This window comes from Nonomuraea mangrovi (genome assembly GCF_042681425.1).
Classification (GTDB): Bacteria; Actinomycetota; Actinomycetes; order Streptosporangiales; family Streptosporangiaceae; genus Nonomuraea; species Nonomuraea mangrovi.
Map to the genome: position 1 here is coordinate 25,769 of NZ_JBHUFV010000005.1, position 19,034 is coordinate 44,802.

The following is a 19,034-nucleotide window of genomic DNA, read 5'->3' on the forward strand; positions in this document are numbered from 1 at the left end:
TCAGCTCGGTGCCGTCGGAAACCGGAAGCGCGCGGGGCCTGCGCGGCGCGGCGCCACGGACGTGGCGCCGCGCGAAGAGGTCAGCGGCCCTGGTTCGCCACGGCCTCGATCGCCGACTTGGCCGCCTCGGGGTCGAGGTACTCCCCGCCGGCGACCAGCGGGTGGAAGTCCGCGTCGAGCTCGTACCGCAGCGGGATCCCCGTCGGGATGTTCAGCCCGGCGATCTTCTCGTCGGAGATCCCGTCCAGGTGCTTGACCAGCGCCCGCAGCGAGTTGCCGTGGGCGAAGACGATGACCGTGCGCCCCAGCGCCAGGTCGGGGACGATCGCGTCGTACCAGTACGGCAGCATGCGGTCCACGACGTCCTTGAGGCACTCCGTCCTCGGCATGAGCTCCGAGGGCAGCATCGCGTAGCGGGTGTCGCCCCGCTGGGAGTACTCGTCGTCGTCGGCGATGGGCGGCGGCGGCACGTCGTAGGAGCGGCGCCACAGCATGAACTGCTCCTCGCCGAACTCCTCGCGCGTCTGCGCCTTGTTCTTGCCCTGGAGCGCGCCGTAGTGGCGCTCGTTGAGCCGCCACGAGCGCGTGACGGGCAGCCAGGCCAGGTCGGCGGCCTCCAGCGCGAGGTTCGCGGTGCGGATCGCACGGTTCAGCACGCTGGTGTGCACGACGTCGGGCTTGATGCCCGCCTCGACCAGCAGTTCGCCGCCCCTGCGGGCCTCCTCCTCACCCTTGGGTGACAGCGGGGCGTCCACCCACCCGGTGAACAGGCCCTTGACGTTCCATTCGCTCTCACCGTGCCGTACAAGCACCAAAGTCGCCATGCGGACAAGCCTAGCGAGCGGGCTCGCGTGCCACACCACACAGGAAACAGGGCCCCGCGTCCTTGCACGGCGCGAACTCCGGGTTGTCGCAGCGGCATGTGCGTGGCCGCCTTCGGCCTGGTGATCAGGAAGCGGGTGGTCCCGCGTCCGGAGGCGACCGATCAGGAAGCGGGTGGTGCCGCGTCCTGAGGCGACCGATCAGGATCGGCGAACCGGGCGAACGCCCGCAGGTTGGCCAGCGACTCGCCGCGCTTGGCCCGCCACTCCCACTCCCGCCTGATCGAGGAGGCGAAACCGAGCTCCAGCGCCCGGTCGAACCACTCGTCGGCGTAGGTGAGGACGCAACCGAGCACGGTGTCGATCTCCTCGTCGCCGACGGCCGACAGCGGGATCCTGCCGACGAGGTAGACGTCGCCGACGGGATCGACGGCGAAGTGCACGCCGTACATGCCGCCGTTCCTGCTCAGCAGCCACTTGTAGAACTCGGCGTGGTTCTCGTCGGGCTGCCGGCAGAAGAACGCCTCCACGTGCAGGGCGTGGTCGCCGACGATGAGCCAGGTCATCGTGGCCAGCTTGTGCTGGCCGGGCAGCTTCACCAGGAACGCGCCCTCGCGGGGCTCGTCGTAGGAGACATCGGCTGCCTTGAGCGCGGCTTCGACCACTTCCCTCATACGGCAAGCCTAGACATGGCGTGCAGATGCGACACCGCACCGCCGTAGACGTCCATGAGCCGCGCCGCCGTGGCCGACCAGCCGAACGCGTTGGCGTGGGCCCTGGCCCCCTGCGACAGCTCGTCCCGCCAGAGCGGCTCGGTGACGAACCTGCGCAGCACCCGCGCCCAGTCGTCGGGGTCGTGGCCGTCGACGAGCACCCCGGAGACCCCGTCGTGCACGGCGGTGCGCAGCCCGCCCACCGACGCGGCCGCCACCGGCGTGCCGCACGCCTGCGACTCCAGCGCGACCAGGCCGAACGACTCGCTGTAGGAGGGCACGACCGTCACGTCGGCCGCGCGGTACCAGTCGGCGAGCTCGCGCTGGGGCGCGGGCGGCACCAGCCGTACGACGTCGGAGATGCCGAGCTCCGCCGCCATCTCGGTGAGGATCGACGGGCGCGCGAGGCCGTTGCCCGAGGGCCCTCCGACGGCGGCGACCACCAGGCGATCGCGCAGCGAGGGGTCCTCGATCAGCATCCTGGCCGCGGCGCGCAGCAGCACGTCGGGGGCCTTCAGCGGCTGGATCCTGCCCACGAACAGCAGCACGTGGGCGTCCTGCGGCAGGCCGAGGCGGTGGCGCGCGGCGCCCTGGGAGGCGGGCTGGAAGACGGTCAGGTTGACGCCCGGGTTGACGACGGCGACGTGGTCGGCCGGCGCGCCGTACAGGTCGACGAGCTCGCCGGCCTCGGCCTCCGTGTTGGCGACCAGGCGGTCGGCGACCTCCACGACCTGCTCCTCGCCGAGCACCCGCGCCTGCGGTTCGGGCTTGTCGTCCTCCGCCAGGAGCAGGTTCTTCACCTTGGCCATCGTGTGCATGGTGTGCACGAGAGGAACGCCCCACCGCTCCTTGGCCAGCCAGCCGACCTGGCCCGACAGCCAGTAGTGGGAGTGGATGAGGTCGTAGTGGCCCGGCTCGTACATCGCCTCGGTGCGCAGCACGCCTGACAGGAACGCGCACAGCTGTCCCGGCAGCTCGCGGCGGTCCAGTTCCTCATAGGGACCTGCGGTGATGTGCCTGACCAGCACGCCAGGTGCCAGCTCCGCCACCGGCGGCAGATCGCGGGCCGTCTGCCTGGTGAAGATCTCCACCTCGACGTCCAGCTGTGCGAGTCGCTTGGCGGTCTCGACGATGTAGACGTTCATTCCGCCGGCGTCGCCGGTGCCCGGCTGGTCCAGCGGAGACGTGTGCATGCTCACCGTCGCGACCCTGTTGACGCGTCGCCTCAACAGACATCACCTCCAGAGCGTTTATAACTGGCAAGAACATTCCGACATTCCCCGACGCAAGATCAGCTTTCGCCGCCCTGGCAGGATGGGCCCATGACGAAGACGGCAGTGGTGACCGGTGCGAGCAGCGGGATCGGGGAGGCGACCGCGCGGCGGCTGGCCGCCGAAGGATACGAGGTCGTGGCGGGTGCCAGGCGCAGGGATCGGCTCGACAAGCTGGCAGCGGAGGTCGGCGGCATCACGCCCGTGACCCTCGACGTCACCTCCCAGGAGTCGGTGGACGCGCTCGCGGCCGCGCTGGAGCGGTGCGACGTTCTGGTCAACAACGCCGGCGGCGCGCTCGGCGTGGAGTCGGTGGCGGAGGGGCGTGTCGAGGACTGGCAGCGGATGTACGACACGAACGTGCTCGGCTCGCTGCGGGTCACGCAGGCGCTGCTGCCGAAGCTGGTCGAATCCGGCGACGGCGTGCTCGTGATGCTGACCTCGACCGCCGGACTGGTCTCCTACGAGGGCGGCGGCGGGTACGTGGCGGCCAAGCACGCCCAGACCGCCATGGTGGAGACGCTGCGGCTGGAGCTCGTGGGGCAGCCGGTCAGGATCGTGGAGATCGCGCCCGGCATGGTGCGCAGCGAGGGCTTCGCCGTGACCCGCTTCCGCGGCGACGCCGAGGCGGCCGCCAAGGTCTACGCGGGCGTCGAGAACCCGCTCACCTCCGACGACGTGGCCGACGCGATCGCGTGGAGCGTGACCAGGCCCGCGCACTTCAACGTCGACAGGATGGTCATCCGCCCCCGCGCCCAGGCCGCCCAGCACAAGGTCCACCGAGTCACCTCCCCATGAAGAACGTGGCGGTTCCATGAGCCCGTCCTCCGCCGGCCGGCCGGTCGGCAGCGTCACCAGGGGGACGACCGGCGTCAACAGGCTGCGTCGCGCGGACAGGTGGCTCACCGCCGTCCACGGCCGCTTGCTGCGCGCCACCGACCGCCCCCTGGTGGTCGACCTGGGGTACGGCGCGTCGCATACGACGACGCTCGAGCTGTTCACCCGCCTGCGACGGGTGTCGCCCTCGGTGGAGGTCGTCGGCATCGAGATAGACCCTGCCCGCGTGGCGCTCGCCAAGCCCTACGAGCGTGAAGGGCTGTCGTTCGCGCTCGGCGGCTTCGAGCTTCCCGTCCCCCGGCCGCCCACGGTGATCAGGGCCTTCAACGTGCTCAGGCAGTACGGCGAGGCGGAGGCGTGGCACTACTGGGACGTCCTCGCCTCGCGCCTGGCTCCTGGCGGGATCGTCGTGGAGGGGACCTGCTCGGAGATCGGGCACCGGGCGGTCTGGGCGTGCCTGTCGGCCGAAGGGCCGCTGACGCTGACGCTCTCGGCCAGGTTCAACGCCTTCGAGCGGCCGTCCGACCTGGCCGACCGGCTGCCCAAGACGCTCATCCACCGCAACGTCCCCGGCGAGCCCGTCCACGCCTTCCTGCGCGACTTCGACAGGGCGTGGGCGGTGGCCGCGCCGTACGGGGCGCACGGGTTGCGGCAGCGGTGGCTGAGGGCCGTCGAGATCCTCGCGGGCGGCTGGCCCGTCCACCGCGTGGCGCCGCTGGGCGGCACCGCCAGGTGGCGGCTGGGTGAGCTGTCGATCCCCTGGTCGGCCGTCCATCCGGTCGGCGGATAACCTTCCGCCCATGCCGCGTTTCGTGATTTCTCCTGAAATTTCGCCCGAGCTCTTCGACGACCTGCTCGACTGCTGGGTCGACGTGACGAACGCGGGCGGTGCGGTCGGATGGGTGCCGCCCGTGTCGGCCGACGACATCGGGCCCACCGCCACCACGACGTTCGCCGCTTGCGCCGACGGCGGCCCCGACACGCTGGTCGTCGGCTTCGACGACGACGGGCGGGTGGCCTGCTGGGCGGTCCTCGTCTCGACGGGCCACTCGCTCATGACGCACTGGCGGACCGTGATGCGGGTCATGGTGCACCCCAAGCACCAGGGCGAGGGCTACGGCGGCGAGCTCATGCGGGCCGTGGCGGAGGCGGGCACGCGGCTGGGCCTCGAGTCGCTGAGGCTGACGGCCAGGGGCGGTCTCGGGCTCGAGCAGTTCTACGCCAGGCACGGCTACCGCGAGGTCGGCCGGGTGCCGCGCGCCATCAGAGTGGCGGAGGGCGACGACCGCGACGAGATCTACATGGTGACGTTCCTGCCCGAGAACGCGTGACGTCCCTCTCATCGGCGGCCCGGATCTCAGCTCGACAGCCTGTAGTACTACGCTGGTACGTGTGAAGGGTCTTGGCGAACTCGAACGCAGCATCATGGACATCCTCTGGGCGCAGAAGGTCCCCCTGACCGCCCGTGAGGTCGGCAGGCTCATAGAAGACCGTGACCTGGCCCCCACCACCGTCATGACCGTTCTCGACCGGCTCACCCGCAAGGGCTTCCTCGAGCGGACCAGGGACGGCAGGGCCTGGAGATACGAACCAGCCGAAACCCGTGACAGCTACGTCGCCGAGCTTATGCTGGAAGCATTGGACATGACGGGCGACCGTTCGGCCGCCCTCACCCGATTCGCCCAGGCCGTCTCTGGAACCGAGGCGGAGATCCTGCGCAAGGCGCTCACGGAGCTGGAGGACGAGTGATCACGGCGGCGGCGTTGGCAGCGCTCGCCGCGGCATGCGCGATCGGCGCCTGGCGCTTCACCGCCGCGCGCTGGACCTTCCGCGCTCCTCGCCTCGCCATCGCCCTGTGGCAGTCGCTCGGCGTCGCGTGGGGCCTCGCCAGCACCGGCGCGCTGCTCGCCTTCGCCGTCATGCCGTACGACAGGGGCGTGATCCAGGGACTGGTCGCCTTCGCCGCCGGTGAGGCGCCGCACGAGCGGTGGGACCTGCTCCACGCGCTCGCGATGATCGCGGGGCTCACCATGCTGGCCGTCCTGGTCGTCGTCCTGCTGGCCGCGGGCGTGCAGACGCTGCGCGCCAGGCGCCGCCACCGCATGCTGCTCACGCTGATCGCCCGCGAGGAGCCGCGCATCCCCGGTGTGCGGGTCCTCGACCACCCCGGCGCCGCCGCCTACTGCGTTCCCGGACTGCGCTCGCACGTCGTGGTCAGTTCGGGCACGCTCGAACTGCTGTCGGAGGACGAGCTGACCGCGGTGCTCGCCCACGAGTCCGCCCACGTCCGCGAGCGCCACGACCTGGTGCTGCTGCCGTTCGGGGCGCTGCGCAGGGCGCTGCCGTTCTCGAAGGTCGCCCGTGATGCGCAGTCGCAGGTCGAGCTGCTGGTCGAGATGGCCGCCGACGACAGGGCCCGCCGCTACTGCTCGCCGCGCCGCCTGGCCACCGCCCTGCTCAGGTTCGGTACGGCAGGCGCCGTCCCTGCCCCTCAGGGCATGCTCGGCGCCGCCCACTCCCAGGTGATGGCCAGGGTCGACAGGCTGATCAAGCCGACCCCCGAGCTGTCGCGCTCGCGGCGCTACGGTCTGGTCGCGCTGAGTGTGACATTGGCCACGTCTGCGCCCTTCCTGTGGGCGCTGCCCTTCTGACCTCACGATTCGCTGCTTGCAGCTGTTAGCTACTCCGTTTGCAATTGCAAGCACCTTGGGTGCAGACTATCGGTATGGCACTACCCAAGGTCGGATCGATCGGCGAATACATCCGCGAGCAGCGGCAGCAGGCGAAGATCTCGCTGCGCCAGCTCGCGGCGGCGGCAGGGGTCTCCAACCCCTACCTCAGCCAGATCGAGCGCGGACTGCGAAAGCCGAGTGCCGAGATCCTGAACCAGATAGCCAAGGGCCTGCACATCTCGTCACAGGCGCTCTACGTGCAAGCGGGACTGATCGAGGACCGCGAACCGCCGAGCGACGTGATCGCCTCGATCAGGGCCGACAACCTCATCACCGAGCGGCAACGCCAGGTGTTGATCGACATCTACGAGTCGTTCCGCAAGGAGAACCGCGCCGAGGACGAGCAGACCTCCCAGAAAGCTCATCCCCAGCGCGACTCCGAAACGGACGACGAGCAGCCGCTGCCAGAGGAATTTCTCGCCGCGCTCGCGCCTTTTGCGGCGGATCCACCCAGCTCCTCGAACAACGGCACCGTCACCCAGGAAACCAAGGAAGGTTAACCCATGACGCTCGCCACCGAGGTCAAGAAGCTCACCGAGTCCAAGCCGTTCTACGCCGTCGCCGGGGCCGGCGACTACGCCGTCGAGAAGCTCCGTGAGCTGCCCGAGCAGCTGCTGAAGCTGCAGTCGCGCCGCTCCGAGATCGCCAAGGAGCTGCCGGAGAAGGCGCGCGAGGCCCGCATCAAGGCCGAGGGCTTCGCCCGCGAGTTCCCCGAGAAGGCGCGCGACTACGCCGACCACCTCGGCACCAGGGCCACCGAGGTCTACGAGGAGTTCGCCAACCGCGGCCGCAAGGTCGTCAGCAAGGTGAGCGGCGAGGCCGCGCTGGAGCTGGAGGAGGTCTCCGAGGCCGCCGAGCCGCCCGTCGCCACCCCGGTCAAGAAGACCACCCGCACCACCAAGGCCACCCCGAAGGCCTGACCCGCGCACCAGGAACCCCCGCCCGATCTCCTCGGGCGGGGGTTCCGCCGTATCTCCGACTCTCCAGACGGCGGGGGTTCCGCCGTATCTCCAACCCTCCAGACGGCGTGGGCTCCGGCGTTTCCCCGGATCTCTCCGGTACACCGGCTCCGGCGTTTCCCCGGATCCTCCGAAACGCCGGCTCCGGCGGTTGCCCAGGCCCTTTGCCGGGAAAGGGCCGCGGGCAGGCTGGGGTACGGGGGACGTCGTGACGGCGGGGAGCGGAGTCCCGCCGGGCGGCGCGCCCGCGGTGGAGGGGACCCCGTGACCAGGCAGGCGCCAAAGGGGGCTGGCCGTACGGAAACAGGTTTGAGGGTGAATGGATTAGGGTGGGTTGCGACATCGCGGCATTGGGCGGAGCGGACATGATCACCTTTGGCCTTGACCTCATCTTCGCGATTCTCGCGATCATCGCGTTCGGCATGTCGGTTTGGGCGCTCGTCCACGCCCTTCGCACCCCGACCAACGCCTTCATCGCGGCGGGCAAGCTCCAGAAGAAATGGTGGCTGCTGATCCTCGGCCTCGGCACGCTGTTCGCGTTCGCCACGGCATGGGGCTACTTCGGCGCCAGCGGTCTGGCGCGGCTCAACATCTTCGCGATCGCCTCGGTCATCGCGGCCGGCGTCTACCTCGCCGACGTCAAGCCCGCGGTGCAGGGCATGGGCAAGGGCGGCAACAACGGCCCCTACGGGCCCTGGTGACGGCCGTACTGACCCGTTGACGCCTGACCGAGGACCGGCCCGGCCCCAGACATGTCTGGCCGGTCCGGGTGGTGTGGCGTGCGCCGGTGTTTGCTACCCTGGCATTTAACTTGAACTTCAAGAGGGTTGAATGTCAAGAGAAATGATCGGCCCCGAGATGCAGGCCTTCCAGGCCGCCGTCGACGACTTCGACACGGCCGCGGCCCGCGTGCTGGGTATCAACAGGACCGACACCCGGTGCCTGGAGATCCTGCTGCAACACGGCGAGATCACCCCCGGCATCCTGGGCCCCGCGCTCGGCCTGACCACGGGCAGCGTCACGGCCATGCTCGACCGGCTGGAGAAGCTCGACTACCTGACCCGCTCCCCCGATCCCCAGGACCGCCGCAAGGTGGTGGTCAGGCCCACCGAGAAGATCGTCTCCAAGGCGCAGGAGCTGTACGGCCCCTTCATCGTCGAAGGTGAGGCGATCCTGTCCCAGTACACCGACGAGCAGGTCGACGCGATCACCCGGTTCCTGCGGGAGTCACGCGAGCTCTACGAGCGCCAGATCAAGAGGGCACGGGAGTGGCCCGCAGCGCGCTGACCAGCCACTGCGCCAGCCTGACGTGCCCCGCCGCCGTGGGGTGCACCCCGTCGGGCAGCAGCACGGCCGCCCGGCCGCCCGAGGTCCAGCGCTGCTTGAGCGGGTCGAGGAAGGTGACGCGCTCGCGGCCGGCCACCTCGGCGAGCGCGTCGCGCACCACGTAGGCCTGGCGCGGAGCGCCGTCCATCCAGATGGGGCCGATCATGACGATCCTGGTGTCCGGCCAGTGGGCCTTGACGGACCAGACGAGCCTGGCGGCGGCCTGCCGTACCGTGGGGCCCGTCCACCTGCGATCGTTGTGGCCGCCGGAGATGACCAGCAGGTCGGGGGCGGGCCGCCAGGCCAGCTCCGCCACGTACGACTGTTCGAAGGTGCGCCCCACCCTGCCCTGGTTGACGAAACCGGTGCCGCCCGCGCCCGCGACCACCGGCTGCCAGCCGAGCCGTCTGGCGGTCTCGGTGGCGTAGGTCTCCCACGTCCGCACGGGCCCCGAGCCGACGGTGAAGCTGTCGCCGACGAACATGATCACCGGCACCGCCTTCTGTACGGCGGGCACGCGCGCGGGCGGTCGCGAGGCGGCAGCGCTGTTGCACCCCGCAATAGCGGGACAAATCCCGATTATCGTGGCGGCCGATGCGAGCAGACGACTACGCAGCACGCCGCGCATGACCACCTCAGGGGGCTTTAAGCTGCCGACATGACCTTCGATCTCCACGGGCGCACGCAACGGCTCGAACTCTCCGACCAGAACCTGCGCTCTTTCGAGGCGGTCGTCCTGGACTCGACGCCAGAGGGGATCGTCTTGAGCAAGTCGGCATTCTATCCGGGCGGCGGCGGCCAGCCGGCCGATCACGGAGTTCTTCTCTGGCAGGGGGTGGAAACCAGGATCGTCGGGGTGCGCAAAGGCGACGATCTCCACCTGATCCCGGCAGAAGGCGACCCTGTTCCCCCTGTGGGCACCGTCGTCGCCGCGGCCGTGGCCGACGATCGACGCTCGGCGCTGATGCGTACCCACTCGGGACTCCACGTGCTGTGCGGGGTGGTCTTCCGCGACTACGGCTCGCTGGTCACCGGCGGCAACATGGAGGAGTTCTCCGCCAGGATGGACTTCAACCTGCCCGAGGTGCCGCCGGGCTTCAAGGAGGCGGTCGAGGACGCCTGCAACGCCGAGATCGCCGCCGACCGGCGCATCGACGTGCGGGTGCTGCCCCGCGTGGAGGCCTTCGCGATCCCCGACATCATCCGCACCGCCACCAACCTGGTGCCGGAGACCGTGGAGGACGTCCGCATCGTCGACATCGTGGGCCTCGACACCCAGGCCGACGGCGGCACGCACGTCGCCTCGACCAAGCAGATCGGCCGGATCAAGGTGGCGAAGATCGAGAGCAAGGGCAGGGGCTTCCGCCGCCTGCGGATCACGATCTCCGACTGAGCCAGTCGGCCACCTCGCCGAACCCGTTGCGCCTGGCCGCGCCCGCCGCGTCCAGCGGCTCCCAGTCGGGCACCCAGGCGGGGTCCGCGCCCCGGCGCAGGAGATACTCGGCGATGTCGCGCTGCCCTCCGTGCGCGGCGCACCAGAAGGCCAGATCCAGGTCGTACGGCTCGGCCATGCGATCCAGCAGCCCCAGCGCCGCCGCCTCATGCGCCTCCACGGACGCGCCCCGCTCGACCAGGCGCCGCGCGCTCTTCCACTGCGCGAAGGCCACCGCGTCGGCGATCGGCGAGCCGCCTCCGATGACCGCTCCCGTGGCCTCGATGTCGGCGCCCGCGTCGAGCAGCGCGTCGAGCGCTTCGACGTCGTCGTTGCTGGCCGCCCAGTGCAGCGGCGTCTCGGTGTGCGGGCCGACGAAGCGGGCGTTGACGTCCGCCCCGTGCGCGACGAGCGTCGCGATCGTCCGCCCCACCGCGGGGAAGTTGCCCGGCCAGTCGGTGGCCACGTGCAGGAGCGAACGCATCGTCCCGTCGTCGCCCTCCAGCCACTCGCGGGCGAGCCCCTGGTGCTCGGTCAGCAGGCGGTCGAGTTCGGCGGTGTCACCGGCGTGGATGGCCGCCACGACGGCGACGGCGATCGGGGCGTCAACGTCCATGGCGTCCATCCTCGATCATCGCGGCCAGACCGTCGAGGTGCAGCCTGAGTCCGACCTCGAAGATCTCGTCCAGATCCAGGTCGTATCCGCCGTCGAGGGTGTCCAGCACCCTCGCGAACGCGGGATAGGCGCCCGACGCGGCGAGCTCCACGAGCCTCGGCTCCTGAACGTCCATCCACTCCTCCTCCGACATGCCGCTGGCCTCCTCGGCCTGGGCCTCGCGCTCCAGGTTGGCCGCCAGCCCCTGGAGGTAGGCGTAGAACACGACATGCACGTTGAGCGTCATGACCGGGTCGAGGCCGAGCCGTTCGAGCGCGCCGAGCACCCGGTCGGCGTGGATCGCCAGGTTGGGCAGCGCCAGCGGCCGGTTGAGCGAGGTGACCTGCCCGAGCCACGAATGACGTTTGTGGAGCGCCCACATGGTGCGCGCGGCCTCCTCAAGCCCCGCCCGCCAGCTCGCAGGGTGCCGGTCGGGATAGACCAGCGAGCCGTAGACCGTGTCGGCCATGAGCAGGATCAGCTCCTCCTTGCTCCCGACGTACTTGTAGGGCGACATGGGCGCCACGCCCAGCTTGGCCGCGACGCCGCGCATGGTCAGCGCGCCCAGCCCCTCGGCGTCGGCGATCTCGATCGCGGCCCGCACGATCCCTTCGCGGGTCAGCTCCCCGGAGGGCGCGGCGGCGAAGCCGGGGGTGGCCACGATCGTGCCCACACGCGGCTTCGCCTGGACGATCCCCTGCTGCTGCAACGTGTTCATGGCCTTGGTCGCGGTCGCCAGGGCCACTCCCCACCGCTTGGCGACCTGCCGGACGGGCGGCAGCCGGTCGCCCGGCTTCAGCTTCCCCGTGGCGATGCGGCGCTTGATGTCTTCGACGATTTCCAGATAAGGCGACTGCACTAGTACACAATACACCGTACATTCAGAGCATGACGAACATCCTGATCTCCGGTTCCAGCATCGCGGGCCTCACCCTCGCCCACTGGCTGCGCCGCCACGGCCTCCACCCCACCATCGTCGAGCGCGCCCCCGGCCTGCGCCCCGGCGGCCAGGCCGTCGACGTGCGAGGAGCGGCGTTCACGGTCGCCGAGCGGATGGGCATCGCGGACGAGCTCCGCCGGGTCCGCACCACCTGGCGCGGCATGTCGATGCTCGACGGCGACGGCAACGAGATCATGCGCGACACCGAGGGCACGTACAGCGGCGGCCGGTTCGACAGCGGGGACGTCGAGCTGCTCAAGGAGGACCTGACCCGGATCATCCGGGACGGGCTGGACGGCGACGTGGAGTTCGTCTTCGGCGACTCCATCACCTCGATCGGCTCCACAGGCGAGGTCACCTTCGAGAACGGCGCGCCCCGCCGCTTCGACCTGGTGATCGGCGCCGACGGCCTGCACTCCAACGTCCGCCGCCTGACCTTCGGCGAGGAGTCGCGGTTCATCCACCACCTGGGGATGCACCTCTGCATCTTCACCACCGACAACCTGCTGGCACTCGAGGACTGGCAGATCTGGATGAGGGACGGCGACGCCGGGCTCGGGCTGTTCCCCGTGCGCGGCAACACGGAACTGAAGGTCAACCTGGGCTTCGGCGGCCAGCCCGTGGAGTACGACCACCGCGACATCGACCAGCAGAAGCGGCTGGTCGCCGAGCACTGCGGCGACCTGCGGTGGGAGGCGCCGAGGCTGCTGGAGGCCATGTGGAAGTCGACCGACTTCTACTTCGACGCGATGGCGCAGATCAAGATGGACCGGTGGTCGCAGGGACGGGTCGCGCTGGTGGGTGACGCGGGCTACTGCGCCTCGCCGATGTCAGGCCAGGGCACCAGCCTGGCCATGGTGGGGGCGTACGTCCTGGCCGAGGAGCTGGGCAGGTCGGTGGACGGCGGCTTCGACCGCTACGAGCAGCGGATGCGGGGCTTCGTCGAGCTCAACCAGGCGCTCGCCACCGAGAACCCCGGAGGCCCCGCCTCCGACGAGTCGGTGGAGAAGGCGAAGAACGCCATCACCCTATGACACCCGGGCTCCCCCGGGTTCGAACGCCGGGGGAGACCAGGCCGATGCCCGAGGTACTCGGGCGGAGCGGCTCAGAGGGAGCGGAACTGGCGGGTGGAGGAGATCGCCCCCGAGGTCGTGGTCGTGAACGTGCGCATCGACCCCGCGAACTTCGACAGGTCCCACTCCGCGGGCCCGTGGTACCAGTACAGGTTGTCGGCCTCCTGCCCGTTGCCCGTCACCGAGGCGACCACCCGGGACCAGTGCTCCACCCCGTCGAAGATCACCGCGTACGGCAGGTAGCGGGAGAACAACTCGACCCTGTGCTGCTCGGGCACGCTGCCGAGGTCGCCCGTCAGCAGGTACTGCCGGAACCCGAGCGTGTGGGCCAGCGCGGCCGAGCCCTTGGCGGTCTTGGCCGGCATCGACTGCCCGCCCACCGCCATGGCCGCCCCTGCGATGATGACCGCCAGCCCGAGCAGGCCGTACGTGGTGAACCAGGCCAGCGCCACCGTCGCCGCGACGCCCACGAAGCAGAGGACGACGCCGATGGTGGTCCACCTGGTGCGGACGGCGTCGGGACGGCGGGCGAACCAGCCCTGCCGTACGACGTCGGTGTAGAGGGCGTCGCGGACCTTGCCGAGGTGGGCGTGGAAGGAGCCGGACAGTTGCGACAGCAGCACCGTGTCGCGCCCGTCGAAGATCGCGTCGTACAGCGCCCGCTCGTACGGCATGAGCGAGCCGACGGGCGCGTTCGGCAGCCTGACCAGCAGCCAGTCGGGGGCGTCGTAGGCCTGGCGGGGCTGCTCGTCGATGCGCAGGTAGCCGCGCACCGCCAGGTCGACGATGGTGGCGGTGACGTCGATCACGTCGGCCTGCTCGTCGATCAGCGTGCCGATCTGGCCGGGCCGTACCCCGTCGGGCGGGGTGAAGTGGCCGTCCTGGACGGCGGCGACCGCGCCCTGCTCGTGGCCGACGACGCGGGCGTCGCGACCGCGGGTCCACCACAGCAGGCCCAGCCCGCCCAGCAGCAGGACCAGCAGGCCCGCCAGCGCGCCGCCCGTCACCAGGTCCACCGTGAAGGCGGAGGCCAGCGTCCAGCGCCGCTCCAGGATGGGCTCGCCGCCGCTGGCGCCCTTGGGGAAGCCGACGACGACGGTCAGCGCCTGGCCCGCGTTGAGCCGTTGCTGCTCGAAGTCCGCGCGCGAGCCCGTGTGGTCCATGGACGCGGAGGTGCAGCCGATCGCGGAGGTCAGGTCGCCCGCGAAGCACGAGAGGTTCTGGATCGAGGCGGGGCCCGTGACCTTGACCGTGGCCTTCTCCACGGGGGCGTCCCAGCCGCCGACGGCGAACCAGCGCAGCTCCTCGTTGCCGCCGGCCTGGGTGACGGCGCCGGTGACGTCGTAGGTGACGGTGCCGTCGCCCTTCATCGTGAGCACGTCGCCCGAGAGCGTGCCGCCCTTGACGTTGGAGATCCGGTAGAGCCGGTCGAAGGAGTCGTCGAAGCGGGTGCGGCTCAGGAAGGTCCGCTTGACCTCGCCGCCCGCCCCACTGATCTTCTCGCTCACGTGGAGCACGCCGCCCTTGCCGAGCTCCATCGTCACCTCGTCGGTGAGCGCCCCCGATGGCGCCGTCATGGGGAGCGCTCCAAGCAGGAGTACGGCCAAGGCGACCCTGATACCCGTCATGGCGGCCGATCGTAGCGGTTGGCGCAGACGCTCTGAATGGGTAGGCCCTGACCAGGGGGAATGTGATGGTTCGGGGATTGTCGGCACACCACGGCGCCGGGCGGCGGCCCTGTACGCGCGGCCGCGGACGAGGTTTCATCGTCGGTACGCCGGGAGCGCGCGTCTCCTGGGCCGCGCCCACGCAGGAGGTGTGCTGATGGCACTGCCTTCCTACGAGCCGATGCTCGCCAAGCCCGGATCGCTGCCGGTCGCCGGCGAGTGGGCCTACGAGATGAAGTGGGACGGGGTCAGGGCCCTGGCCTACGTCGAGGACAGGGCGGTCCGCCTCATCTCGCGCAACCACAAGGACATCACCGTCGCCTACACCGAACTGCTCATGCTGGGCGGCGCGGTGGGCGGCCACGACGTGGTCCTCGACGGCGAGATCGTCGCCTTCGACGCCTCGGGCAGGCCCTCGTTCGGCGCCCTGCAGCCGCGGATGCACCAGCGCAACCCCGTGAAGATCGCCGAGCTGGTCAGGTCGGTGCCGGTGACGTTCATGCTGTTCGACCTGCTGCACATCGACGCGGTGAGCGCGGCCGGCCTGCCGTACACGGACAGGAGACTGCTACTGGAGGAGACGGTCACGCCGGGGGCGCGCTGGCAGGTACCCGTGTGGTTCCGCGGGGCGGGCACGGAGGCGGTGGAGGCGAGCAAGTCGCTCGGCCTCGAAGGCGTGGTGGCCAAGCGGCTCGGTTCGCCCTACCGGCCGGGGCAGCGCTCGGCCGACTGGACCAAGGTGAAGAACTTCAAGAACCAGGAGGTCATCATCTGCGGCTGGAAGCCCGGCGAAGGAAGGAGGGCCGGGATGATCGGCTCCCTGCTGCTGGGTGTGCACGACGAGAGCGGCCGACTGGTCTTCGCGGGGCACGTGGGGACCGGATTCACCGAGCGCGCGCTGGCCGATCTGGGCGCGCGGCTGCGACCGTTGGAGAGGCCGGATCCATCGGTGCTCGGGGTGCCGCCCGAGCACGCGCGCGGCGCGCACTGGGTGGAGCCGGTCATGGTCGGGGAGGTCCGCTACGCCGAGTGGACAGCGGACGGGCGCATCAGGCACCCCTCGTGGCGCGGACTGCGGGAGGACAAGGGGCCGGAGGACGTGCGGATCTCTCAGGCCTCGTGAAGGATCGGCCAGACCTCGACCTGGTCGGCGGGCAGCTCGGCGGCGAGTTCGAGGGCCCGCTCCTCGCTGTCGACGTCGAGGAGGTACCAGCTGGCCAGGTACTCCTTGGACTCCAGGTAGGGGCCGTCGGTGACGACGGGCGCGCCCGTGGTCGTCCTGACCATCTTGGCCTGGGCCGCGTCGGCCACGCCGTACGCGCCGAGCAGCTCGCCGGTCCGCCTGTGCTTGTCGACGAAGGCGTCGAAGGCGGCGATCGTCGACTGCCACTCCTCCTTGGGGACCGACTCCCACAGCTCCTTGTTGCCGTAGATGATCATCATGTACTTCATGACGGACACCATACTGAGGGCGTGAACGGCTTCGGCGAGCTCCTCACAGGCGCGAGCTGCGATCGCCACGAACGCCTGCCTCGACTTCCTCAGGGCGCACCCACGCGAGCCGCGACCGCGTGAGGCGCCCCACGGCCGACGCGCTCGACATCGCCGTGCCGGCGGTGAAGAGCGCGCTGCAGCGGCCCGCCCCGTGCTGAGGGAGCACCTGCCGGCCGAGCGCGGCGAGTGGCCGGCCGAGCCGTCGGCCGCGGACCTGGCCGGGCGCCGCCGACCCCTCCACCGGGCGGCCCATGACCTCCGACACCCTCGTCCACAGCACCTCCACCGGCAAGGGCGTCACGGCGACCGTCGTCAACGTCCTCGTCGACCGCGGGGTCCTGTCCTATGACACGCCGATCGCCGAGGTGTGGCCCGAGTTCGGCGCGCACGGCAAGCAGGCGGCGACCGTACGGCACGCGCTCACCCACTCCACCGGCGTGCCGGGCGTGCCCGCGGGCACCACGCCGGAGGACCTGTGCGACCGGGACGGGATGTGCGCCGCTATCGCCGCCGCCAAGCCGTGGTGGGAGCCGGGCAACGCGGGCGGCACGTTCTCCGCGCGCGCGATCGCCCGCATGTACGCCGCGCTCATGGACGGGCTGGTCTCGGACACCGTTCTGCGGGGGATCACCTCGGTGGCGGTCGACGGCATGGACGAGGTGATCGGTGTGCCGGTGACGCGATCTCTCGGCTATTCGATCAAAATGATGACCCAGACGCTGAATTCGGCCACTATGTTCGGATGGGACGGTAGCGGGGGCACGATCGCGTTCGCCGACACCGCCAGCCGTACCGCCTACGCCCTGACCAAGAACCGCCACTCGGCCGGTGACTTCAGCACGGCCGACCTCGTCTTCAACAGGTGAACATGGACAGCATCCGGATCGTCGGCGCCCGCGAGCACAACCTCAAGGACGTCTCCCTCACCATCCCGAAGAACCAGATCACGGTGTTCACCGGGGTCTCGGGTTCCGGCAAGTCGTCCATCGTCTTCGACACCATCGCGGTCGAGGCCCAGCGGCAGCTCAACAGCACCTACTCCTGGTTCATCCGCAACCAGATGCCGAAGTACGAGCGGCCCCACGCCGACGTGATCGACAACCTGACCACGCCGGTGATCGTCGACCAGAAACCCATCGGCGGCAACGCCCGCTCCACGGTCGGCACGATCACCGACGTGTACGGCATGATCAGGGCGATGTTCGCCAGGGCCGGCGGCCGCCACGTCTCGGCCTACTCCTTCAACGACCCGCAGGGCATGTGCCCGTCGTGCGACGGCATCGGCAGGACCATCAGGGCCGACGTCTCGCTCATGCTCGACCCGGCCAAGTCGCTGGAGGAGGGCGCGATCCTGCTGCCCGGCTACAAGGTCGGCGGCCTCGAGTGGCAGATGTACGGCAAGCACCCCGAGCTCGACGTGACCAAGAAGCTCGCCGACTACACCGCCGAGGAGATGCGGACGCTCCTCCACGGCGACGGCGTCAAGATCGAGCTGACCATGAAGAACGGCACGTTCAGCGCCGAGTACGAGGGCCTGGTCGACCGCTTCACCAGGCGTGGCGTCACCCGCGACCTCAGCACGCTGAGCGAGCGGACCCGCGAGCAGGTGCAGCGCTTCCTCACCGAGGGCACCTGCCCCGACTGCGCGGGCGACCGGCTCAACGCCGCGGCGCTGGAGACCCGCATCGAGGGGCGCAACATCGCCGACTGGGCCCGCATGCAGGTCACCGACCTCATCGAGGTGCTGGACGGCCTCGAGGGCGCCGCCGCTGCGGGGGCGAAGGAGGCCCTGCAGCGGGTCGCCGACATCGGCCTCGGCTACCTCTCGCTCGACCGCGCGACCACGTCCCTGTCGGGTGGCGAGGGCCAGCGGCTGAAGATGGTCAGGCACCTGGGCTCGGCGCTCACCGGCATGACCTACATTTTCGACGAGCCCAGCGTCGGCCTGCACCCCCGCGACGTCGGCCGCCTGAACGACCTGCTCAGGGCGCTGCGCGACAAGGGCAACACGGTCCTGGTCGTCGAGCACGACCCCGACGTGATCACCATCGCCGACCACATCGTGGACGTCGGCCCACGCGCGGGCGTCCACGGCGGCGAGATCGTCTTCACCGGCACGGTCGCCGAGCTGCGCGAGGCCGAGACCCTCACAGGACACGGCCTGCGCCGCTCCACCCAGGTCAAGCAGTCCGTACGGCAGGCCGCCGGATCCATGCCGATCAGGGACGCGAGCCTGCACAACCTGAAGAAGGTCTCGGTGGACATCCCCACGGGAGTCCTCACCGCGATCACCGGAGTGGCGGGCTCAGGCAAGAGCTCGCTGATCTCCGGCGAGTTCATGGCCGCCTACCCCTCCGCCATCTTCGTCGACCAGTCGGCGATCGCCGCGTCCTCCCGCTCCACCCCCGCCACCTTCCTTGACCTCATGGACCCCATCCGCAAGCTCTTCGCCAAGGCCAACGGGGTCGCGCCGGGACTGTTCAGCTTCAACTCCACCGGCGCGTGCGAGGAGTGCCAGGGACGCGGGGTGATCATCACCGAGGTCGCGTACATGGATCCGGTCACCACCCACTGCGAGAGCTGCGAGGGCCGCCGCTTCAAGCAGTCGGTCCTCTCCCACACGGTTCGCGGCAAGTCGATCGCCGACGTGCTCGACCAGCCCGCGGAGGAGGCCGTCACGTTCTTCACCGAGCCCGCGCTGAAGTCCAAGCTGAACTCGCTGATCGACGTCGGCCTGGACTACCTGACGCTGGGACAGCCGCTGAGCAGCCTCTCGGGCGGCGAGCGCCAGCGGCTCAAGCTCGCTCTCCAGCTCAACCGGACGAGCAGCGTGTACGTCCTGGACGAGCCGACGACCGGGCTGCACATGTCCGACGTCGACACGCTGCTGGCGTTGATGGACCGGCTGGTGGACGCGGGCAACACGGTCGTGGTCATCGAGCACAACCTCGACGTCGTCCAGCACGCCGACTGGGTCGTGGACCTCGGTCCCGACGGCGGCAAGAACGGCGGCGAGATCGTCTTCACCGGCACCCCGGCCGAGCTGCTGGCCTCCTCGGAGTCACTGACCGGCGAGTACCTGCGCCGCTACCGCACCTGACGTCTTCCCTGCGC

General features: G+C 70.2%; 21 protein-coding genes and 1 pseudogene. 14 read left to right on the forward strand and 8 right to left on the reverse strand.

The window, feature by feature from the left end; genetic code table 11:
• Window positions 1-80: 80 nt before the first annotated feature.
• The 3 genes from ACFSKW_RS04230 to mshA form a co-directional block, all read right to left on the reverse strand.
• Complete coding sequence (locus ACFSKW_RS04230; RefSeq protein ID WP_379569314.1) at window positions 81-824, reverse strand: phosphoglyceromutase; 744 nt, start codon at window positions 822-824, stop codon at window positions 81-83.
• A gap of 161 nt (window positions 825-985) precedes the next feature.
• Window positions 986-1,495: a type III secretion system chaperone family protein gene (locus tag ACFSKW_RS04235; protein WP_379569316.1), complete on the reverse strand. Its 510-nt coding sequence runs from the start codon at window positions 1,493-1,495 to the stop codon at window positions 986-988.
• Complete coding sequence (gene mshA, locus ACFSKW_RS04240; RefSeq protein WP_417629454.1) at window positions 1,492-2,763, reverse strand: D-inositol-3-phosphate glycosyltransferase; 1,272 nt, start codon at window positions 2,761-2,763, stop codon at window positions 1,492-1,494. The genes ACFSKW_RS04235 and mshA overlap by 4 nt, the downstream gene beginning before the upstream one ends.
• A gap of 93 nt (window positions 2,764-2,856) precedes the next feature.
• Here mshA and ACFSKW_RS04245 point away from each other — a divergent pair, with 93 nt between their 5' ends.
• The 9 genes from ACFSKW_RS04245 (at window position 2,857) to ACFSKW_RS04285 (ending at window position 8,620) form a co-directional block, all read left to right on the forward strand.
• On the forward strand, window positions 2,857-3,603 hold the full coding sequence (locus tag ACFSKW_RS04245) for an SDR family NAD(P)-dependent oxidoreductase (RefSeq protein WP_379569318.1): 747 nt from the start codon (window positions 2,857-2,859) through the stop codon (window positions 3,601-3,603).
• 16 nt (window positions 3,604-3,619) lie between these two features.
• Window positions 3,620-4,432, forward strand: coding sequence for a class I SAM-dependent methyltransferase (locus ACFSKW_RS04250; RefSeq protein ID WP_379569320.1), 813 nt, complete (start codon window positions 3,620-3,622; stop codon window positions 4,430-4,432).
• Window positions 4,433-4,442: 10 nt separating this feature from the next.
• Window positions 4,443-4,973 carry a GNAT family N-acetyltransferase gene (locus tag ACFSKW_RS04255; protein ID WP_379569322.1) on the forward strand — a complete coding sequence of 177 codons (531 nt, stop codon included), beginning with the start codon at window positions 4,443-4,445 and terminating at the stop codon, window positions 4,971-4,973.
• 61 nt (window positions 4,974-5,034) lie between these two features.
• Complete coding sequence (locus ACFSKW_RS04260) at window positions 5,035-5,391, forward strand: BlaI/MecI/CopY family transcriptional regulator (protein ID WP_379569324.1); 357 nt, start codon at window positions 5,035-5,037, stop codon at window positions 5,389-5,391.
• Window positions 5,388-6,293, forward strand: a complete 906-nt coding sequence (locus ACFSKW_RS04265) for a M56 family metallopeptidase (RefSeq protein WP_379569326.1) — start codon at window positions 5,388-5,390, stop codon at window positions 6,291-6,293. Before ACFSKW_RS04260 ends, ACFSKW_RS04265 begins: the two co-directional genes overlap by 4 nt.
• Window positions 6,294-6,367: 74 nt before the next feature.
• Window positions 6,368-6,874, forward strand: coding sequence for a helix-turn-helix domain-containing protein (locus ACFSKW_RS04270; RefSeq protein WP_379569328.1), 507 nt, complete (start codon window positions 6,368-6,370; stop codon window positions 6,872-6,874).
• A 3-nt stretch (window positions 6,875-6,877) separates the two neighbouring features.
• A complete protein-coding gene (locus ACFSKW_RS04275; RefSeq protein ID WP_379569330.1) occupies window positions 6,878-7,294 on the forward strand; it encodes a hypothetical protein in 417 nt (138 codons plus the stop codon).
• A gap of 404 nt (window positions 7,295-7,698) precedes the next feature.
• Window positions 7,699-8,034: a DUF2516 family protein gene (locus ACFSKW_RS04280; protein WP_379569332.1), complete on the forward strand. Its 336-nt coding sequence runs from the start codon at window positions 7,699-7,701 to the stop codon at window positions 8,032-8,034.
• A gap of 130 nt (window positions 8,035-8,164) precedes the next feature.
• Complete coding sequence (locus ACFSKW_RS04285; protein WP_379569334.1) at window positions 8,165-8,620, forward strand: MarR family winged helix-turn-helix transcriptional regulator; 456 nt, start codon at window positions 8,165-8,167, stop codon at window positions 8,618-8,620.
• Here the strand turns inward: ACFSKW_RS04285 and ACFSKW_RS04290 are convergent.
• Window positions 8,586-9,176 carry an SGNH/GDSL hydrolase family protein gene (locus ACFSKW_RS04290; protein WP_379569336.1) on the reverse strand — a complete coding sequence of 197 codons (591 nt, stop codon included), beginning with the start codon at window positions 9,174-9,176 and terminating at the stop codon, window positions 8,586-8,588. The two genes, ACFSKW_RS04285 and ACFSKW_RS04290, sit on opposite strands and share 35 nt — an antisense overlap.
• A 141-nt stretch (window positions 9,177-9,317) precedes the next feature.
• Between ACFSKW_RS04290 and ACFSKW_RS04295 the strand changes: the two genes are divergently transcribed.
• Window positions 9,318-10,052 carry an alanyl-tRNA editing protein gene (locus ACFSKW_RS04295; protein WP_379569338.1) on the forward strand — a complete coding sequence of 245 codons (735 nt, stop codon included), beginning with the start codon at window positions 9,318-9,320 and terminating at the stop codon, window positions 10,050-10,052.
• Here the strand turns inward: ACFSKW_RS04295 and ACFSKW_RS04300 are convergent.
• On the reverse strand, window positions 10,036-10,707 hold the full coding sequence (locus tag ACFSKW_RS04300) for an ankyrin repeat domain-containing protein (protein WP_379569340.1): 672 nt from the start codon (window positions 10,705-10,707) through the stop codon (window positions 10,036-10,038). The two genes, ACFSKW_RS04295 and ACFSKW_RS04300, sit on opposite strands and share 17 nt — an antisense overlap.
• On the reverse strand, window positions 10,697-11,605 hold the full coding sequence (locus tag ACFSKW_RS04305; protein WP_379569342.1) for a TetR/AcrR family transcriptional regulator C-terminal domain-containing protein: 909 nt from the start codon (window positions 11,603-11,605) through the stop codon (window positions 10,697-10,699). Before ACFSKW_RS04305 ends, ACFSKW_RS04300 begins: the two co-directional genes overlap by 11 nt.
• A gap of 29 nt (window positions 11,606-11,634) precedes the next feature.
• Here ACFSKW_RS04305 and ACFSKW_RS04310 point away from each other — a divergent pair, with 29 nt between their 5' ends.
• Complete coding sequence (locus ACFSKW_RS04310; protein WP_379569344.1) at window positions 11,635-12,720, forward strand: FAD-dependent monooxygenase; 1,086 nt, start codon at window positions 11,635-11,637, stop codon at window positions 12,718-12,720.
• A gap of 71 nt (window positions 12,721-12,791) precedes the next feature.
• Here ACFSKW_RS04310 and ACFSKW_RS04315 read toward each other — a convergent pair whose 3' ends face one another.
• Window positions 12,792-14,387, reverse strand: a complete 1,596-nt coding sequence (locus ACFSKW_RS04315; RefSeq protein ID WP_379569346.1) for a DUF2207 domain-containing protein — start codon at window positions 14,385-14,387, stop codon at window positions 12,792-12,794.
• 196 nt (window positions 14,388-14,583) lie between these two features.
• Between ACFSKW_RS04315 and ligD the strand changes: the two genes are divergently transcribed.
• Window positions 14,584-15,549 (forward strand): non-homologous end-joining DNA ligase, encoded by a 966-nt coding sequence (gene ligD / locus ACFSKW_RS04320; RefSeq protein ID WP_379569348.1) that lies wholly within the window; start codon window positions 14,584-14,586, stop codon window positions 15,547-15,549.
• On the opposite strand, the gene ACFSKW_RS04325 is transcribed toward ligD, so the two are convergent.
• Window positions 15,537-15,878, reverse strand: coding sequence for a YciI family protein (locus ACFSKW_RS04325; RefSeq protein WP_379569350.1), 342 nt, complete (start codon window positions 15,876-15,878; stop codon window positions 15,537-15,539). The genes ligD and ACFSKW_RS04325 overlap by 13 nt on opposite strands.
• 269 nt (window positions 15,879-16,147) lie before the next feature.
• Between ACFSKW_RS04325 and ACFSKW_RS04330 the strand changes: the two are divergent.
• A pseudogene (locus tag ACFSKW_RS04330) lies at window positions 16,148-16,786 on the forward strand (serine hydrolase domain-containing protein); the annotation flags it as partial.
• A 2-nt stretch (window positions 16,787-16,788) separates the two neighbouring features.
• Complete coding sequence (locus tag ACFSKW_RS04335) at window positions 16,789-19,020, forward strand: ATP-binding cassette domain-containing protein (protein WP_379569352.1); 2,232 nt, start codon at window positions 16,789-16,791, stop codon at window positions 19,018-19,020.
• Window positions 19,021-19,034 lie beyond the last annotated feature (14 nt).

What these genes read in the sequence shown, in the direction of transcription:
- ACFSKW_RS04230 (WP_379569314.1), bottom strand. Translation starts at nt 824, where the DNA reads ATGGCGACTTTGGTGCTTGTACGGCACGGTGAGAGCGAATGGAACGTC.
- ACFSKW_RS04235 (WP_379569316.1), bottom strand. Translation starts at nt 1,495, where the DNA reads ATGAGGGAAGTGGTCGAAGCCGCGCTCAAGGCAGCCGATGTCTCCTAC.
- ACFSKW_RS04245 (WP_379569318.1), top strand. Translation starts at nt 2,857, where the DNA reads ATGACGAAGACGGCAGTGGTGACCGGTGCGAGCAGCGGGATCGGGGAG.
- ACFSKW_RS04250 (WP_379569320.1), top strand. Translation starts at nt 3,620, where the DNA reads ATGAGCCCGTCCTCCGCCGGCCGGCCGGTCGGCAGCGTCACCAGGGGG.
- ACFSKW_RS04255 (WP_379569322.1), top strand. Translation starts at nt 4,443, where the DNA reads ATGCCGCGTTTCGTGATTTCTCCTGAAATTTCGCCCGAGCTCTTCGAC.
- ACFSKW_RS04270 (WP_379569328.1), top strand. Translation starts at nt 6,368, where the DNA reads ATGGCACTACCCAAGGTCGGATCGATCGGCGAATACATCCGCGAGCAG.
- ACFSKW_RS04275 (WP_379569330.1), top strand. Translation starts at nt 6,878, where the DNA reads ATGACGCTCGCCACCGAGGTCAAGAAGCTCACCGAGTCCAAGCCGTTC.
- ACFSKW_RS04280 (WP_379569332.1), top strand. Translation starts at nt 7,699, where the DNA reads ATGATCACCTTTGGCCTTGACCTCATCTTCGCGATTCTCGCGATCATC.
- ACFSKW_RS04285 (WP_379569334.1), top strand. Translation starts at nt 8,165, where the DNA reads ATGTCAAGAGAAATGATCGGCCCCGAGATGCAGGCCTTCCAGGCCGCC.
- ACFSKW_RS04295 (WP_379569338.1), top strand. Translation starts at nt 9,318, where the DNA reads ATGACCTTCGATCTCCACGGGCGCACGCAACGGCTCGAACTCTCCGAC.
- ACFSKW_RS04300 (WP_379569340.1), bottom strand. Translation starts at nt 10,707, where the DNA reads ATGGACGTTGACGCCCCGATCGCCGTCGCCGTCGTGGCGGCCATCCAC.
- ACFSKW_RS04310 (WP_379569344.1), top strand. Translation starts at nt 11,635, where the DNA reads ATGACGAACATCCTGATCTCCGGTTCCAGCATCGCGGGCCTCACCCTC.
- ACFSKW_RS04315 (WP_379569346.1), bottom strand. Translation starts at nt 14,387, where the DNA reads ATGACGGGTATCAGGGTCGCCTTGGCCGTACTCCTGCTTGGAGCGCTC.
- ligD (WP_379569348.1), top strand. Translation starts at nt 14,584, where the DNA reads ATGGCACTGCCTTCCTACGAGCCGATGCTCGCCAAGCCCGGATCGCTG.
- ACFSKW_RS04325 (WP_379569350.1), bottom strand. Translation starts at nt 15,878, where the DNA reads ATGAAGTACATGATGATCATCTACGGCAACAAGGAGCTGTGGGAGTCG.
- ACFSKW_RS04335 (WP_379569352.1), top strand. Translation starts at nt 16,789, where the DNA reads ATGGACAGCATCCGGATCGTCGGCGCCCGCGAGCACAACCTCAAGGAC.